Annotated in this window: 16 protein-coding genes; 12 read left to right on the top strand and 4 right to left on the bottom strand. The window is 62.9% G+C overall.

All coding sequences use genetic code 11. The features are described from left to right. Nucleotides 1-294: 294 nt before the first annotated feature. Nucleotides 295-1,710, top strand: a complete 1,416-nt coding sequence (locus tag AC3WN7_RS27645) for a purine-cytosine permease family protein (RefSeq protein WP_102675734.1) — start codon at nucleotides 295-297, stop codon at nucleotides 1,708-1,710. A gap of 123 nt (nucleotides 1,711-1,833) precedes the next feature. Beyond that, nucleotides 1,834-2,874, top strand: a complete 1,041-nt coding sequence (locus AC3WN7_RS27640; protein WP_256585805.1) for a GGDEF domain-containing protein — start codon at nucleotides 1,834-1,836, stop codon at nucleotides 2,872-2,874. 182 nt (nucleotides 2,875-3,056) lie between these two features. Here the strand turns inward: AC3WN7_RS27640 and AC3WN7_RS27635 are convergent, their stop codons facing one another. The 4 genes from AC3WN7_RS27635 to AC3WN7_RS27620 form a co-directional block, all read right to left on the bottom strand. Continuing rightward, nucleotides 3,057-3,416, bottom strand: coding sequence for a cupin domain-containing protein (locus tag AC3WN7_RS27635; RefSeq protein ID WP_095967577.1), 360 nt, complete (start codon nucleotides 3,414-3,416; stop codon nucleotides 3,057-3,059). Nucleotides 3,417-3,429: 13 nt separating this feature from the next. Beyond that, the gene (locus tag AC3WN7_RS27630) at nucleotides 3,430-4,827 is read right to left on the bottom strand and encodes an NAD(P)/FAD-dependent oxidoreductase (protein ID WP_102675736.1); all 1,398 of its coding nucleotides are present in this window, start codon (nucleotides 4,825-4,827) and stop codon (nucleotides 3,430-3,432) included. Between the two features lie 70 nt (nucleotides 4,828-4,897). After that, nucleotides 4,898-6,172: a nucleotide disphospho-sugar-binding domain-containing protein gene (locus tag AC3WN7_RS27625; RefSeq protein ID WP_095967579.1), complete on the bottom strand. Its 1,275-nt coding sequence runs from the start codon at nucleotides 6,170-6,172 to the stop codon at nucleotides 4,898-4,900. A 99-nt stretch (nucleotides 6,173-6,271) separates the two neighbouring features. Then, the gene (locus AC3WN7_RS27620; protein ID WP_015095624.1) at nucleotides 6,272-7,204 is read right to left on the bottom strand and encodes a GntR family transcriptional regulator; all 933 of its coding nucleotides are present in this window, start codon (nucleotides 7,202-7,204) and stop codon (nucleotides 6,272-6,274) included. A 198-nt stretch (nucleotides 7,205-7,402) separates the two neighbouring features. Here AC3WN7_RS27620 and AC3WN7_RS27615 point away from each other — a divergent pair, with 198 nt between their 5' ends. The 10 genes from AC3WN7_RS27615 to AC3WN7_RS27570 all read left to right on the top strand — a co-directional run. Continuing rightward, on the top strand, nucleotides 7,403-8,458 hold the full coding sequence (locus AC3WN7_RS27615) for a polyamine ABC transporter substrate-binding protein (protein ID WP_102675737.1): 1,056 nt from the start codon (nucleotides 7,403-7,405) through the stop codon (nucleotides 8,456-8,458). Nucleotides 8,459-8,540: 82 nt separating this feature from the next. Continuing rightward, entirely contained in the window at nucleotides 8,541-9,401 is an 861-nt protein-coding gene (locus AC3WN7_RS27610) for an ABC transporter permease (protein WP_056727353.1), read from the top strand. Next, the gene (locus AC3WN7_RS27605) at nucleotides 9,398-10,204 is read left to right on the top strand and encodes an ABC transporter permease (RefSeq protein ID WP_102675738.1); all 807 of its coding nucleotides are present in this window, start codon (nucleotides 9,398-9,400) and stop codon (nucleotides 10,202-10,204) included. The genes AC3WN7_RS27610 and AC3WN7_RS27605 overlap by 4 nt, the downstream gene beginning before the upstream one ends. Continuing rightward, nucleotides 10,197-11,276, top strand: coding sequence for an ABC transporter ATP-binding protein (locus AC3WN7_RS27600; protein ID WP_095967582.1), 1,080 nt, complete (start codon nucleotides 10,197-10,199; stop codon nucleotides 11,274-11,276). Before AC3WN7_RS27605 ends, AC3WN7_RS27600 begins: the two co-directional genes overlap by 8 nt. Before the next feature lie 32 nt (nucleotides 11,277-11,308). Further along, nucleotides 11,309-12,592, top strand: a complete 1,284-nt coding sequence (locus AC3WN7_RS27595; protein ID WP_102675739.1) for a nucleotide disphospho-sugar-binding domain-containing protein — start codon at nucleotides 11,309-11,311, stop codon at nucleotides 12,590-12,592. Continuing rightward, complete coding sequence (locus tag AC3WN7_RS27590) at nucleotides 12,585-12,953, top strand: cupin domain-containing protein (protein WP_053161121.1); 369 nt, start codon at nucleotides 12,585-12,587, stop codon at nucleotides 12,951-12,953. Before AC3WN7_RS27595 ends, AC3WN7_RS27590 begins: the two co-directional genes overlap by 8 nt. A gap of 132 nt (nucleotides 12,954-13,085) precedes the next feature. Continuing rightward, nucleotides 13,086-13,430: a cupin domain-containing protein gene (locus tag AC3WN7_RS27585; RefSeq protein WP_007976122.1), complete on the top strand. Its 345-nt coding sequence runs from the start codon at nucleotides 13,086-13,088 to the stop codon at nucleotides 13,428-13,430. Nucleotides 13,431-13,435: 5 nt separating this feature from the next. Next, nucleotides 13,436-14,503, top strand: coding sequence for an aminoglycoside phosphotransferase family protein (locus AC3WN7_RS27580; protein WP_102675740.1), 1,068 nt, complete (start codon nucleotides 13,436-13,438; stop codon nucleotides 14,501-14,503). Beyond that, nucleotides 14,490-15,998: an aldehyde dehydrogenase family protein gene (locus AC3WN7_RS27575; RefSeq protein WP_095967586.1), complete on the top strand. Its 1,509-nt coding sequence runs from the start codon at nucleotides 14,490-14,492 to the stop codon at nucleotides 15,996-15,998. The genes AC3WN7_RS27580 and AC3WN7_RS27575 overlap by 14 nt, the downstream gene beginning before the upstream one ends. 27 nt (nucleotides 15,999-16,025) lie before the next feature. Then, nucleotides 16,026-16,199, top strand: a 174-nt coding sequence (locus AC3WN7_RS27570; protein ID WP_158247859.1) for an NTP transferase domain-containing protein, incomplete at its 3' end; no start/stop codon positions are given.

Raw genomic sequence — 16,199 nt, 5'->3', positions numbered from 1 at the left:
GTGGGTGGGGGTTTGCCGGCTAAGGCGGTGGGCCAGTCAACATTAATGTTGCTTGTGCCGGCCTCTTCGCGAGCAAGCCCGCTCCCACAGGGATTCCGCCGTTCGGAATTTTATTGGTTTTTCCTGCTGATAGATGGCCATTACTGCGCAATCTTTTTTAAGGTTTAAAGGCACAAATTAACTAATTTTCCTCCCTGCGCTCTTTGTCCATGATCGTCTCCAACAAGAAATGCGCCGTTCCGTCTGCGCACACCGAAGTACGAACACGTACTCATCCTTGCCTTGGAGTTCGTCATGTCCACCACCGCTTCATCCGCCCCGCTCATCGAGAAACACACGATCGGGTACGTCCCTCCTGAGGATCGCCACGGAAAGGTCAAAGATCTGTTCACCCTGTGGTTCGGCGGCAATATCGCGCCGTTGCCCATCGTCACCGGCGCGCTCGGCGTGCAGTTGTTCCACCTGAACCTGGTCTGGGGCATTGTCGCGATCATCGTCGGCCACCTGGTCGGTGGGGTGCTGATGGCGCTGCACTCGGCGCAAGGCCCGCAGATGGGCATTCCGCAGATGATCCAGAGTCGCGCGCAGTTCGGTTCCCTGGGCGCGTTGCTGGTGGTGGTGATTGCCGGCGTGATGTACATCGGCTTCTTCGCCTCCAACATCGTCCTGGCCGGCAAGTCGCTGCATGGCGTGGTCGAAAGTGTGTCGGTATCGGTGGGCATCGTCCTCGGCGGCCTCGGTTCGGGGATCATCGGCATCATTGGCTACCGCTTCATCCACGTGCTCAATCGCATCGGCACCTGGGTGCTGGGCCTGGGCATCGTGCTGGGCTTCGGCTACATCCTGACCCACGTGCAGACCGATGACTTCCTGACCCGCGGCAGTTTCAACATCTCCGGCTGGCTGGCCACGGTGTCGCTGGCAGCGCTGTGGCAGATCGCGTTCGCGCCGTACGTGTCCGATTACTCGCGTTACCTGCCTAAGGACGTCAAGGTCAGCTCGACCTTCTGGGCGACCTACCTGGGTTCGTCGCTGGGCTCGATCCTGTCCTTCGTGTTCGGCGCCGTCGCCGTGCTGGCCACGCCCGTGGGCATGGACACCATGGACGCGGTGAAACTCGCCACCGGTGCCATCGGCCCGTTGATGCTGGTGCTGTTCCTGCTCAGCGTGATCAGCCATAACGCCCTGAACCTGTACGGCGCGGTGCTCTCGGTGATCACCTTGCTGCAAACCTTCGCCCACCGCTGGATTCCGACCGCGCAGAGCCGGGCGGTGCTGTCGCTGATCATCCTCGCCGGTTGCTGCGTGGCGGCCATCGGCGCCTCGGCGGATTTCATCGGGCATTTCGTCGACCTGGTGCTGGCGTTGCTGGTGGTGCTGGTGCCGTGGACCGCGATCAACCTCATCGACTTCTACGCGATCCACAAGGGTGACTACGACATCGCCTCGATCTTCCGCGTCGACGGCGGTATCTATGGGCGTTTCAACCCGCAGGCGCTGCTGGCCTACGCCATCGGCATCGTGGTGCAGATTCCGTTCATGAACACGCCGATCTACACCGGCCCCGTGGCGGTGCATATCGATGGCGCGGATCTGTCGTGGCTGGTGGGCTTGATCGTCACGACGCCGCTGTACTACTGGCTGGCGAACCGCGATACCGCTTACCGTCGCCGGCAGAACGTGGCGAGTCTGATGTCGGGCAACATATAAAGGACGCTGGAACAGGCGTACCGGGTTGAAATGAGGCTGTAATTCGGGATAGCCGTTTGTCGGGCGTATGGTTATGCTCAGCGAGCCTGCCGATCGCCAATGATAAACAACCACAGTGAAGCCATGAGCCAATCCGACACGCGTGCGACTGTTCTAGCGCTGTATCCAGAAGATTCCCGTGAGGCAGCGGCATTGCTCAAGCAGGCAGTGCCGCTGATGGTTCGTCACAACATTCCGCCCAACCCGGTGCACTACGCGCTCTGGTACACCTACAGCAAGGGCCAGGAGCCGGAACTCAACCGGCACCTGGACCGGGTGGTCAACGATTTCGACTCTTTCCCGCCGGAGTCGGCCGCCAGGCTGTTTCGCGAGTACATCATCCGCGACGAACTGGCGGACGCCCGTTCCGGGCAGCAGGAAGCGATCAACCTGGTCGACGACATGGAGCGTGATGTTTCGCGCAGCGTGAAGGGTAACCAGAACTTCCAGGCCAGCCTTGGCCAGTACCTGCAAATGCTCGAAGAGCCGGCCAGCGAGCGCTTGCCGAGCATCCTGATCCAGCTGCAACAGAGCACCCGGCTGATGCAGGGGCAGCAGGAACACTTCCTCGCCCAGTTGCAGTCGGCGCAACACGAGATCAAAAGCCTGCGCGACAAGCTGGAGCGCGCCCAACTGGCCGCGACCCTCGATGGCCTGACCGAATTGCTCAACCGCACCACCTTCAACCGCAAGCTTGAACAGGCGATGAATGACTCGGCGACCGGCGTGGCGCTGGTGATGCTGGATATCGACCACTTCAAGCAATTCAACGATCAGTACGGCCATCCATTGGGGGACCGTGTTCTCCAGCATGTTGCCCGGGTGTTGCGTGACTCGCTGTCGGGCGAAGCGTTCGCGGCGCGTTACGGCGGCGAGGAGTTCTGCGTGGTGCTCAAGGACTGCCCGGATCTGGCGGCGGCGGGTGCGTTTGCCGAGCGCCTGCGCCTGAAAATCCAGTCGCTGCGGGTCAAGGCCCGGGGCACCGATACCGTGCTGGACACCATCACCGCGTCGTTCGGCGTGGCCCATGCACAACCCGGCGACACGCCGGAAAGCCTGCTGACCCGCGCCGACGACGCGCTGTACCAGGCCAAGCGCAACGGGCGCAACCTCGTACGACAGTAACCCCTTGAAGGACGAACCACCGGCACCTGTGGCGAGGGAGCTTGCTCCCGTTCGACTGCGCAGCAGTCGCAATCCCTGTTTGCTCGGTGATACCTGAGTGATCAGGTTTTGGGGCCGCTGCGCGGCCCAGCGGGAGCAAGCTCCCTCGCCACAGGTTGTTTGTTGCTCGTTCCATCGGGCGGTTAGCCGAGGATGAAGTAGACCTTGCGCACCGGGGTGAGGTTTTCCCAGGTGCCCTGGAATCCGCTGGCGACCACGAAGGAATCGCCGGGGCCGAACGTGCGCGCGACGCCTTCGGCATCGGTCAGGCGCACCGTGCCCTCGAGAATGTGGCACAGCTCATCGTAATCGCACTGGCAACGCTCCCGGTGCGGTCCCGCCTCCCAGATGCCGGCCACGGCGTTTTTCCCGGGCGCCACAAAGTGCCGCCAACTCTTGCTTCGATAAGGCGCGTCGACCACGGCCGGGTCGTTGATTTCGGTTTCACGGGGGGCAAGGTCGCTGGCGAAGTCGATGACGTGCCGGGGCAGGGCTGTGGACATGGTGGTCTCCGGATCAGGAATCGAAACCGATGCCAAAGGCATCGAAGGTCTTGAGTAGCAGGTCGCGATGACCGTCGCGGTCCTCCCGCGCCAAAGAGCGCTGGGCCAGTTTCACGCCGACATAACGCAACGGCTCGGGCGGAAAGCGGAACGGCGCCTTGGAGGTCATCAGCAGCTCGGTGCGTTCGGTGCGCTCACCGGCCAGCAGGTCGAGCATGTTCAGCGCGGCAAAACGGCTGGCCGATACCCCTTGCCCGGTGAAGCCCAGGGCATAGGCAACGCGGCCCTGATGTTCGCAACCGGTGAACATCGTGGTGCGTGCCGAGGTGTCGATGATGCCGCCCCAGGCATGGCTGAAACGCACATCGCCCAGGGCCGCAAAGGTCTGTTGAAACTGTTCGGCCAGGCGCTGGAAGCTTTGCGGGCGTTGGGTCAGGGCCTCGTCGCGGCGCCCGCCGAAATGGTAGATGGCATCAAAGCCGGCCCAGAGAATGCGGTTGTCGGCGGTCTTGCGCAGGTAGTGGAACTGATTGCCGGAATCGGCGATGCCGTATCGGTCGGTCCAGCCGATGGCGGCCAGTTGTTCATCGCGCAGTGGCTCCGTGACCAGCGAGTAGTCGTAGACCGGGATCACGCTCGAGGCCAGATGGCCGAGCAGCGGTGGAGCGATGTTGGTGGCGAGGGCGATCTGCCCGGCAATGATTTCGCCGTCGGCCGTGCGCAGGCGCAGGCTGTCGTTGCGGGCATCCAGTTGCAGCACCGGGCTGTTTTCGAACAGAGTGATCCCTTGTTCAAGGCATACGCGGCGCAATTCGGCAGCCATTTTCGCCGGATTGAGCAGGGCGTAGTTGGGTTCGAACAGACCTGCCACGTAGGCCGGGGAGTCGAGTTTTTGTGCCAGTTGAGGGCCTTCCAGCCACTGGCAGTCAATGCCGAATCGCGCGTAGTTACGTTGCATGGCGCGCAGTCCGTCGACCTGCCAGGGCTGGCTGGCGACGTTGAGTTTGCCCTGGCGTTCGAACTCGACCTGCAGGCCGAAGCGTTGCAGGTCGGCGGCCAGTTCATCGAGGTTCTGCCGGCCCAGGCGGATCAGTTGCTGCGCTTCATCCGGCCAACGCTTGAGGGCGTTGGACACGCCATGGGAAATGCTTGGCGCGCAGAACCCGCCATTGCGTCCACTGGCCTCACCGCCACAACGACGGGCCTCGATGATCGCGATGCTCAGCTTGGGGTGGCGCTGGCGTGCCAGTAGCGCCGTCCACAGTCCGGTAAATCCGCCACCGACCACGGCTAGGTCGCATTGCATGGTTGCGCTGACGGAAGGTGCGGCGGGCGGTGGGGTGACGGTGTCCTGCCAGAAAGGATGGGGCAGGACGTGGTCGAGCGCATCGAGACGCGGTGGGGCATTCATGCTGAAACTCCGGCGGTGTGTCGGGCAGCGACGATTGCGTTCGGTTGCCCGACGGTTTTTGTTGTTATGGCTAGAGGTCTAGGATCGCGCGGGCGGCAATGTCGGTGCCGCGGGTCGCCTGCATGCGCTCGCTGAACGAGGCGAGGCGTTGCTTCATCGCTTGGTCGGCCAGCAGTTGTTCGAGGGCTCCCGGCAGGGCGGCCAGGGGATCGGCGAAGCGCGGCAGGTAGCGGCCGACGCCGACTTCCTCGGCGCGGGCGGCGTTGTCGTGGCCGTCCCAGCAATACGGAATGATCAGCGACGGCAAACCGAAGTACAGCGCCTCGCAGAAGCTGTTGTTGCCGCCGTGATGGATGAACACATCGCATTCCTTGAGCACGGCGGGCTGGGCAAACCAGCTGTCGAGGTACACGTTGTCCGGCACGGTGGTGTACATGTCGCGGTAGGCGCCGACGTTGACCAGGAAGCGGTACGGCAAGGTTTCGATCGTGCTGATCAGGCGCTTCATCATCCCGGTGTCGGCGGCGCCGAGGCTGCCGAAGCTGAGGTAGATCAGCGGTGCGTCGTTGTGCCGGGGAAAGTCGGGGACGATGTAAGGCGCTTCGCGGCGTACGCAGCCGTCGAGGTAGACGTAGCGCTGCGGATCGAGCGGCTGCCGGCGTTCATAGCGCACCGGCGTCGGCGACAGCAGCAGGTTGAGCCAGGGTGAATCGGTGAGGAACTGCCCCGCCGGACAGGGCGCCGTATGGTTGCCCAGGAGAAACTGCGAAAAGCGTTCATGGGCCGGTGCGACAGCTTTCAGGTACTGCCCGGAGTAACGCTCGCAAGCCTCGGTGTCATTGGCCAGGCAGCCGGAGAGGTACGGTGGAACGGCAGCATCCGGCAGTTCGGTCTCGGCGCAGGACACCACCCGCACCCACGGGCAGCCGGCGTTGGCGATGGCCGGGAACATCACCACGTTGTCGAGCACGATCACGTCGGGCTTGAGGCGGCCGAGCAGCTGCTGCAAGGGTTTTTCCGCTTCGATGGCGGTGTCGATGATGGCTTCCCAGGCGGGCGCCACGTAGCTGTCGATCTGCGCCAGCGGGGTCTGGTCGAAGTAGGGAATGCTGCGCTCGATGAAGCGTTCCCAATAGTGCTGGTGTTCCGCCGCCGACAATGGGCTCACTTGCGGAATCGGGTATTCGTCGAAGCCGTACTCGGCGAACAGCCCCTGGAAATGCTCGTGGCAGATGAACACCGGTCTGGCGCCCAACTCGCGCAGCGACTGAGCGATACCAATGCAGTTCAAGGCCGCGCCGAAACTGGCTTCCGGAAACAGGGCGATCAGTTTTTGTTTTTGCATGGCGAGGGCTGTCCATGGCGGGTCAGACCCGCCGCTCCTGAAGGTGTTTTTGATGCTGTCTTATTTTCAAAAAAAAATCATCATGTTTTTGCGTGGTGCTTAACGACGCCCAAACAGATGACTTTGCGGAATGCCCCGGTTGGCGGTTTGCGGGCGTTGCGCGGCGCTCAGGCGCAGGTGCAGGCGCAGCAGGTCGGCGGCGATCTCCATCTGCCCGCGTTCGATCTGCGCGATGATTTGCAGGTGTTCGCGCAGGGCCTCTTGCAGGCGGTGCACGCTGACCGATGGCAGCAGGTTCGGCAAGCGGCGCAAGCCCTGATGCTGGAGCAGGGCGTCGCTGATGAAGCGGTTGCCGCAGCTCTGGGCCAGCAGTTCGTGGAAGCTGATGTCCAGCTCGCGAAACTGCTGCAGATCGAAGTCTTCCACGGGGCGGGCGAGCAGGCTTTGCATGGCGCTGCGCAACAGCGCCAGGCGTTGCGGGTCGGCGTTGAAGCTCGGGCTGAGCAAGGCTTCAGGCTCTAGGATCAGGCGAAATTTCAGGCTTTCTTCGAGGGCGGCCAGGCTATTGAGCGACGGGCGAAACAGCCAGGACTGGCCGGGGCCGCGCTCGATGGCCTGGCTTTCGCTCAGTTGCTGCAGGGCCTTTTGTGCCGCCGGCCGGCCGATGTCGTAGCGGCGCATCAGTTCGCTGATGCTGATGCTGTCGCCCAGGCGCCCGGCCATGCGGTCACGCAGCACCGAGGCGGCCAGTTCTTCTTCCTCGGCCTGGGGCAGGGCGGCGTTGAACGCCTGGCCCGCCGGCGAGGCCAGCAATCGGTAGCCCTTGCCGGCTTCGTGGCTCAGCAGGTTTTCTTCCAATAGCACTTTCAGCGCACCGCGAATCAGCGTGCGCGACACCTGGAACGTGCGGGCCAGGGCCTGTTCGGCCACCGGGTCGCCGGCCACCAGGCCGCTTTCCTGGGTGTGCTCGAGGATGCGCCGGGCCAGTTCCAGGTGATTGGTGCGCGGTTTTTTTTCGGCTGTCGTGCTCAAGCGTCTTTTCTCGTTGTGATCCGCAGTGGGACTCAGTTGCCCATCTTATGTCATGCGCTGGCCAGTCGTCAGGCCGTAAAAAAGCGTTGACATCTTTTGATACTGGTCCTAATTTCTAAAAAAAAACACAAGCAATCGTTTCTCGTTTTGCCGTACTGCCTTCGAACACAACAATAAACAATCGTCGGGTGAGTATTTATGAGCAAGCTGAATGATCTTCTGTGCGCGGGATTGGCCGTTTCCCTGGCGATCGCCTCACAGGCTGCAAGTGCGAAAGACATGGTGATTTCCATCTGGGACGGCTACATGGCCCCGGATGCGCTGGAGAAGTTCAAGGCTGCCAGCGGTGTGGACGTCGACAAGGCGCTGCACGCCACCAACGAAGAAATCATGGGCAAGCTGATGGCCTCCGGTGGTGAAGGTTATGACGTGGTGTTCGTCTCCTCGCCCTTCGCCGAAGTCCTGCACAAGCAGGGGCTGTTGGCGGACATCGATCCGGTCAAAGTCCCCAACCTGAAAAACCTCTACCCCGAAGCCACTCACCTGGAATATGACCAGGGCAACCGGTTCTCCGTGCCTTACACCTGGGGCACCACGGGCATCTGCTATCGCTCCGACAAGGTGACGCCGGCGCCGCAAAGCTGGAACGAACTGCTCAATCCGAGCGATGCCCTCAAAGGCAAAGTGACGATGCTGGCCACCGACCGCTGGATGCTCGGCGCCGGTTTCCTCGCCAAGGGCTGGTCGGTCAACGACAGTGACCCGGCACAGATCGCCGCGGTTCGCGACCAGTTGATCGCCACCAAGAAACGCATTCTGTCCTTCGACGACACCACCTTCTATTCCAAGCTCGCTTCCGGTGAATCGCTGATGGCCCACGCCTGGGACGGCTGGTGCAACTACGGCACCCAGGCCAACGCAGCGATCAAGTTCGTGGTGCCCAAGGAAGGTTCCGACCTGTGGGTGGACACCATGGTGGTGCTCAAGAATTCGAAGCACCAGGACCAGGCCTTCAAGTTCATCAACTTCATGCTGGCCAAGGAAAACCACGCCTGGGTCGCTGAAAACATCCTCTACAAAGTCCCCAACCAGGCGGCCATGGCCGGGTTGTCCGCGGACCTGCTAAAGCAATACCCCAACCTGACCATCGCCCCCGCCGAGCTGCTGAAAATGGAGCAATTGCGCGACCTGGGCGGCACCACGCAAAAGGCCTACACCCGCGCCGTCACCGAAATCATGGCCGCGCAGAACTAACGCCACGTCGATCCGAGGCATGCCCGGCATGCCTCGCCACGCTCGCAAGCCGCTTCTGTCCTGAAGCGGGAGGATAGGGTTAATGAGTGCTTTGCATGCTGACAGGCGTCTGTCGGCCTGGCTTCTTGCGCCCGGCTTTGGCTGGCTGCTGATGTTCCTGGTGATTCCGTGCCTGCTGGTGCTGGTCTACAGCTTCGTCGAACGCGGTGCCTACGGTGGCATCGACTGGTTGTTCACCTGGGAAAACTACCAGCGCGCATTCGATCCGCTGTACCTGGGCATCCTGCTCAAGTCGGCGAAAATCGCCGGGCTGGCCACGGTGTTCGCGGTGTTGATCGGCTACCCGGCGGCCTATGCGATTGCCCGCGCGCCACGGCGGCGCCAGGCGGTGTACCTGTTCCTGGTGATGCTGCCGTTCTGGAGCAACTACCTGATCCGCACCTACGCCTGGATCGTCCTGCTCAACCGTGAAGGCCTGATCAACCGTCTGCTGCAAATGCTCGGCTACAGCGGCGAACCCATCAGCCTGTTGTACACCGAGTCGTCCGTGGTGTTGGGGCTGGTCTACAACTACATCCCCTTTGTGATCCTGGCGATCTTCTCGTCGCTGTCACGGATCAACAACGAACTCTGGGACGCCTCGAAAGACCTCGGCGCCTCGGGCTGGATGACCTTTCGCCGGATCATCCTGCCGCTGAGCGTGCCGGGTATCGCCGCCGGTGCGGTGTTTGTCTTCGTGCTGAGCATCGGCAACTTCATCACCGCCGACCTGCTGGGCGGCAAGCAGGTGCAGATGGTCGGCAACCTGATCTATTCGCAATTCCTCACGGCGCGGGACTGGCCGTTCGGCGCCGCACTGAGCTTCTTCCTGATCGCGATCATGCTGATCCTGCTGTTCATCCAGGCACTGGTGGCCCGTCGTGCAGAAGGGGCGCGCTCATGAGTCAGCCACGTTCTGTCAGCGCCACCGTGCTGGGTTCGCACCTGGGGCTGGTGTACGCCTTCCTTTATATACCGATCCTGGTGTTGATCCTGCTGTCGTTCAACAAGTCCGGGTTGCCCACCGCCTGGGGCGGCGTGTCGCTGAAGTGGTATGCGGCACTGGCGCACAACACGGCGATCCTGTCGGCGGCGCTCAACACCCTGATCGTCGCCTTGTCGGCCACCTTCATTGCCTGTGTGCTCGGCACGTTCCTCGCGCTGGGTATCGAGTTGCGTCGCAAGGGCCATGACAAGGGCCAGGTGGTCGATACCTTGCTGATGGCGCCGATGATCATTCCCGACATCGTGCTGGCGATTGCGCTGCTGAGCTTCTTCAACCTGCTCAAGGTCGGACTGGGCCTGCACTCGATCATCATCAGCCACGCGGTGTTCAACATCGCCTTCGTCTGCGCGGTGGTGCGCACGCGGCTCAAGCACTTCGACTATTCGATACTCGAGGCCTCGATCGACCTCGGCGCGAGCTGGTTCACCACTTTTCGCCGGGTCCTGCTGCCGGTGATTTTCCCCGGCGTGCTGGCCGGTGGATTGCTCTCGTTCACCCTGTCGGTGGACGAATTCATCATCGCCTTTTTCAACTCCGGCTCCGGCCAGGCTTCGACCACGTTGCCCATGCAGATCTACGCCATGATTCGCTTCGGCGTCACCCCGGAAATCAACGCTCTGGCGACGCTGGTGATGCTGGTCAGCATCACCGCGCTGCTGGCTTCGCAGCGTCTCAACAAGGCTCCTCGCACCCATGAATAATTCATCTGCGGTACTGATCCTGGACAAGGTCAGCAAGTCTTATGGCAACGGTCTGGCGGTCAACGAGGTGTCGCTGAGCATCCGCGAGAACGAGTTCTTCGCGCTGCTCGGGCCGTCCGGCTGCGGCAAGACCACGCTGCTGCGCATGCTCGCCGGTTTCGAGACCCCCAGCGGTGGCTGCATCTACCTGGACGGCAATGACATCTCGCCGCTGCCGGCCAACAAGCGTCCGCTGAACCTGATGTTCCAGTCCTATGCGCTGTTTCCCAACATGACCGTGCGCAAGAACATCGCCTACGGCCTGGAAATGGAGCGTCTGCCCGAAAGCGAAATCCGCCGCCGGGTCGATGAGGTGCTGAGCACCGCGCAGCTCGGTGAGCTGGCCGAGCGCAAACCCGATCAGCTGTCCGGCGGCCAGCGTCAGCGCGTGGCACTGGCGCGGGCATTGGTCAAACGGCCACGGGTTTTATTGCTCGACGAGCCCTTGGGTGCCCTCGACAAAAAGCTGCGGGAAAAGATGCAGCTGGAACTCAAGCGCCTGCAACACGAGAGCGGCATCACCTTCATCATCGTCACCCACGATCAGGAAGAAGCGCTGGTGATGTCCGACCGCATGGCGGTGCTCGACGGCGGCAAGGTGTGCCAGTGCGGCAGTCCGTCGGAGCTGTACGAGAACCCCAATAGCCGGTTTGTCGCCAACTTCATCGGCGTCAGCAACCTGCTCGAAGGCGTGCGCTCGGGCCAGCACTCGGTGCGCGTGAATGGCCAGGAGTTGAGCGTGGAAACCGACGCACCGCTGGTGTCCGGTCAATCCGTCGCCGTGGTGGTGCGCCCCGAGCGCCTGCAAGTGCTGACGGAGCAGGGCAACGATTGCCCCAATCAGGTCAGCGGCAAAATCGTCGAAGTCGCCTACCACGGCCTCGACACCAACCTGCATGTGCAGACAGCCCTCAGCGACAAACCGCTGATCGTGCGCGTGCCGTCCTCACAGTTTGAATTCGCCCATTTTGCAATCGACACGACCATCCGGCTGGGCTGGCAGGCCCGGCATGCCCGCGTATTGACACGCTGAACAATAAAAAGACCAGGCAGGAGCAGCACTCGATGAAACAGAAAGTGATCGCATTCTTCCCCGAAGCCGCCTACGGCCCGGCGCTGAACTCAGTGGGTATCGCCCAGGCCTGTGAAGCCCTGGGCCATAAAGCGGTGTTCCTCACCGACCCGGGCATGAGCGGTGTCTACGCCGGTTATGGTTTCGAGGAGCACATGGTCAACATGTCGGCACCGATGCCGGCCGAAGAGATGGCCCGCTACTGGGTGGATTTCATCAACGGCCACATCCCGAATTTCCGCAAGTCGCCGCTGGAGCAGATCGACAACTACGTCAAGGAGTGCTGGGCGGCCATCGTCGAAACCGCCAAGTGGGCGCAAAAGGACCTGCCAGCGGTGCTGGACAAGGTCAAACCCGACCTGATCTGCGTCGACAACGTGATCCTGTTCCCGGCGATCAAGCAATACGGCAAGCCGTGGGTGCGGATCATTTCCTGCTCGGAAAACGAGATCGAAGACCCGGATATCCCGCCGCACCTGTCGGGCATGAGCATCGACGACAAGGCCGGCCACGCGCAATTTCGCCAGCGCTTCGAGGACGTGGTGGGGCCGATCCACGAGGACTTCAACCGGTTCCTCCAGGCCCACGGTGAAGCGCCTTATCCGCTGGGGACCTTCTTTGAAGCCTCGCCCTTCATGAACCTGCTGCTGTACCCGGATGCAGTCAAGTTCGACCGCCGCCATCCGCTGCCGGCCGAGCGTTTCCATTACCTGCAAGGCTGCGTGCGCCACGACACGCCGTACGAGATTCCACCGTTCCGCGCCCACAACGACAAGCCGCTGCTGTACGCCAGCTTCGGCAGCCTCGGTTCCGGCGATGTCGAGTTGCTCAAGCGCCTGATCGAGGCGGTGGGCAAGCTGCCTTACCGGGCGTTGTTCAACGTCGGCGAGCACCTGGACGAATACACCGACCTGCCGGACAACGTGCAGGTTTCCAACTGGTTCCCGCAGCCGTCGGTGATCGCTCAGGTCGACGCGGTGATCCACCACGGCGGCAACAACAGCTTCACCGAGTGCCTGTTCTTCGGCAAACCGGCGATCGTCATGTCCTACGTCTGGGACGGCCACGACAACGCCATGCGCGCCGAAGAAAGCGGCCACGGTTTCAAGCTCGACCGCTACGAATGGAGCGAAGAACAGCTCGCACAAAAACTCCACGCCTGCCTCAACGACGGGGCGATGCGCCAACGCCTGCAGCGCACCAGCGCGCAGATGCAATCCCGCAAAGGGCCGCAAGATGCGGCCGCGATTCTCGACAAGGTGCTCAACGATGCCTGATTCATCCACCACGGCGGGTATCACGCCGTACCTCGAAGCCGTCAGCAGCCGCACCGACCTGGTGGACTGGGGCGTGCAGAGCGACGCCGTCGAAGGCGTCTCGCATTCCAGCGGCCGCTTGCTGTTCAAGGGCCCGAACAACAGCCCCGAAACCGGGTTGTGGGTGTGCACCCCCGGGCGCTGGCGGCTGTCGATTCCCCGGGACGAGCTGTGCCATTTCATTGCCGGGCACGCCACTTACCGCAACGACAACGGCGAAGTGATCGAAGTGCGCCCGAACACCCTGGTGCTGTTCCCGGCCGGCTGGACCGGTGAATGCGACGTCCGGGAAACCCTGCGCAACGTGTACATGCTCGCTTGAGCCTGCCCTTTGTAGGAGCGAGCTTGCTCGCGATGGGCGTTAACGATGACGAGGGGGGCCTGAATGAATGCGGCGCCCTTACGTTTTTCGCGAGCAAGCTCGCTCCTACACACACAACCTGGAGAACTACACATGACTACCCCGTTTCTGTACGACCCGCTGAGCATCACCGACGTCAAGGATTGGGGCGTGATCCCGACCATGCTCGAAGGCGAATCCCGTGTCTCCGGCGTGGTGCTGCACAAAGGCCCCGAAGGCCAGTCCGAATGCGGCATCTGGATCTGCACCCCGGGCAAGTGGTTTTGCCATGTCACCAGCGACGAGTTCTGCCACTTCCTCGAAGGCCGCTGCACGTACGTCCACGAGTCCGGCGAAGTGATCGAGATCAAGCCCGACACCGCCGCCTTCTTCGGCAAGGACTGGAAGGGTGTGTGCACGGTCCACGAGACCATCAAAAAGGTCTACATGATCCGGTGACTGCCATGACTGATGCACTGGCGTCATTGCCAACCCGTGAAGACCAGCGCGCCGCCTTCCTGGCACGCGCCGGTTTCGCCGGGGCCCCGCTGGTGGCCTTGCCGGCGGATGCTTCGACCCGGCGCTATTTCCGCCTGGACGGCGCCGGCCTGTTGCTGATGGATTCGCCGCCCCAGAGCGAACCCATCGGCCCGTTTGTGCGCATCGCCCGGCAGTTGCAAGGGCTGGGCCTGTCCGCGCCGGCCTTGCTGGAAGTGGATGAAGAGGCGGGGCTGGCGCTGATCGAGGATTTCGGTCACGACACCTACACCCGGCTGCTGCTGGCCGGGCATTCGGAGTCGGCGTTGTATCACCTGGCGGTCGATACGCTGGTGGCCTTGCACCGCGCAGCGCCAGCGGCGGAACTGGCGCCTTACGACGCGCAGCGACTGGCGGACGAGTGCGCGCTGTTTATCGACTGGTACGTGCCTTTACTCGTTGGCAAGGAGGCGGCACAGGGCCTGCGCGATGAGTACCTGGCGCTGTTCGCCGCGGCTTGTGGTGACGTTGCCCAGCGTCGCGAAGCCTTGGTGCTGCGTGACTTTCACGTCGACAACCTGATGCTGCTGCAAGGCCGCGAAGGTGTTGCCGCCTGTGGCTTGCTGGATTTCCAGGACGCCCTGGCCGGGGCGGCGGCCTATGACCTGATGTCGCTGCTCGAAGACGCCCGGCGCGATGTGCCCGAGGCGTTGCGTGAGGCACTGATCAGCCATTACCTGTTGCAGCGCCCGGAGCTGGATGCGCCGGGTTTTCTCGAAGACTACCGGCGCCTGGCCGCCCAGCGTCACGCCAAGGTGCTGGGGATTTTCGTGCGCCTGGCCGGCCGTGACGGCAAGCACGCTTACCTGGCGCACCTGCCGCGCACCCTGGGTCTGTTTGTCCGTGCGCTGGACGCCGAGGCCTTTGCGCCCCTGCGCCAGTGGCTCGACCGGCACGTATCGGGCTGGCGAGAAGAGCTGCCCGCCACGACCCTGGCGACATTGCGTCAAACCCCTTATCGATTGGTTCAAGGATCATCCCATGGCCACCTTTAACAGCGATTCTGCCTTGCGTTTCATCAACCCCGAGTTCCTGCCGCTGAGCGATGGTCGCGTGCGCCAGGTGCTCGATCCGGCGACCCTGCAACCGGTCGGGCAAGTCGGCGTATGTGGCGAAGCCGATGTGCAAGCCGCCATCGATGCCGCCACCGCCGCGCAAAAACAGTGGCGCCTGGTGGACGCGAAAAGCCGCGCCGCGCGCCTGCATCAACTGGCCAATGCCATCGAACAGAACCTGGCGTGCAACCGTGAAGTCGCGCGCCTGATGACCCTGGAGATGGGCAAGCCGTTTCCCGAGGCCATGGGCGAACTGGCCAACTGCGCGCCGATCTTTCGCTACTACGCGGAAATGGCCCGGGACGATGCCGGCAAGGTCGCCGGCACCACGCAGATCGGCTCCTTCCAGCATGTGCGCTACGAGCCCTATGGCGTCAGCGTGCACATCATGCCGTTCAACTTTCCGATCCTGCTGATGTGCTGGACGGTCGCCGCGTCGCTGGCGGCGGGCAATACCTGCCTCATCAAGCCGGCGGAAGCCACGACCCTGTGCACCCTGAAATTCATGGAACATTTCAGCGCGTTGTTGCCGGGGCTGGTGTCCTGTGTGCCGGGCGATGCGGTGACCGCGCAGTTGCTGGTGCAGTCGGCGCAGACCCACGCGGTGGCCTTCACCGGCAGTGTCGCGGCGGGCAAGGCGGTGGCTGTGGCCTGTGCCGAGCGGATGAAACCTTGCGTCATCGAGGCCGGTGGCAGCGATCCATTGATCATCTCCAGGCATGCGCCGCTGGACGTGGCAGCGGCGGGGGCAGTGACGGCTGCGTTCCATCTCAGCGGGCAGATCTGCACCTCGGCCGAGCGCTTGTATGTCGTGGACGAGGTGCATGACGAATTTGTCGCGAAGTTCGCCGAACGCACCCGCGCCCTGCGCATCGGCCATGGCCTGGAGCGCTCGGAGATCGGGCCGATGGTCAGCGAAGCGGCCCGCAACAAAGTCATGCGCCTGGTCGATGACGCCGTGGCCAAGGGCGCGAAAGTGGTGTGTGGCGGGCGGATTCCACCCCGGCAGACGGTCGGCTGGTTCTATGAGCCGACCATCCTCACCGGCGTGACCGCTGACATGGCGATTCTTCAGGAAGAGTGCTTTGGCCCCGTGGCGGCGATCTGCCGGGTCAGCGATTTCGATGAGGCGGTGCGGCTGGCCAACGACTCGCCGTTCGGCCTCGGGGCCTCGCTGTTTTCCACGGACCTGGCCGAAGCCATGGAGGCCGCCGAGCGGCTCGAGGCGGGGATGGTCTGGGTCAACAACCCGTTGATCGACAACGATGCGCTGCCGTTCGGTGGCTGGAAGATGTCCGGCCTTGGGCGCGAGCTCGGGCGTCAGGGGTTGGAAGCGTTCCGCCGCTCGAAAATGGTCATCATCGATCACCAGCCGAAGATTCAGGACTGGTGGTATCCCTATGCCGACGATGTGTTCTATCGCGATCCGGCCTGAAGCCCGGATGCACACAGGAGGATCGTGATGAGCGACAACATGGGCGGGTCGACGCTGGCGGTGATTCTCGCGGCCGGGCAGGGCAAGCGGATGCAGTCGCCGCTGACCAAGGTCTTGCACCCGGTGGGCAACCGGCCGCTGCTCGGCCATGTGCTGGCGGCGGTGGAGGCGGCCGGTATCGAGCAACGGGCGGTGGTGGTG

This window comes from Pseudomonas sp. FW305-70, assembly GCF_058783925.1.
The sequence above is the reverse complement of the archived record's forward strand: the minus strand, read 5'-3'. Positions and strand labels throughout refer to the sequence as shown.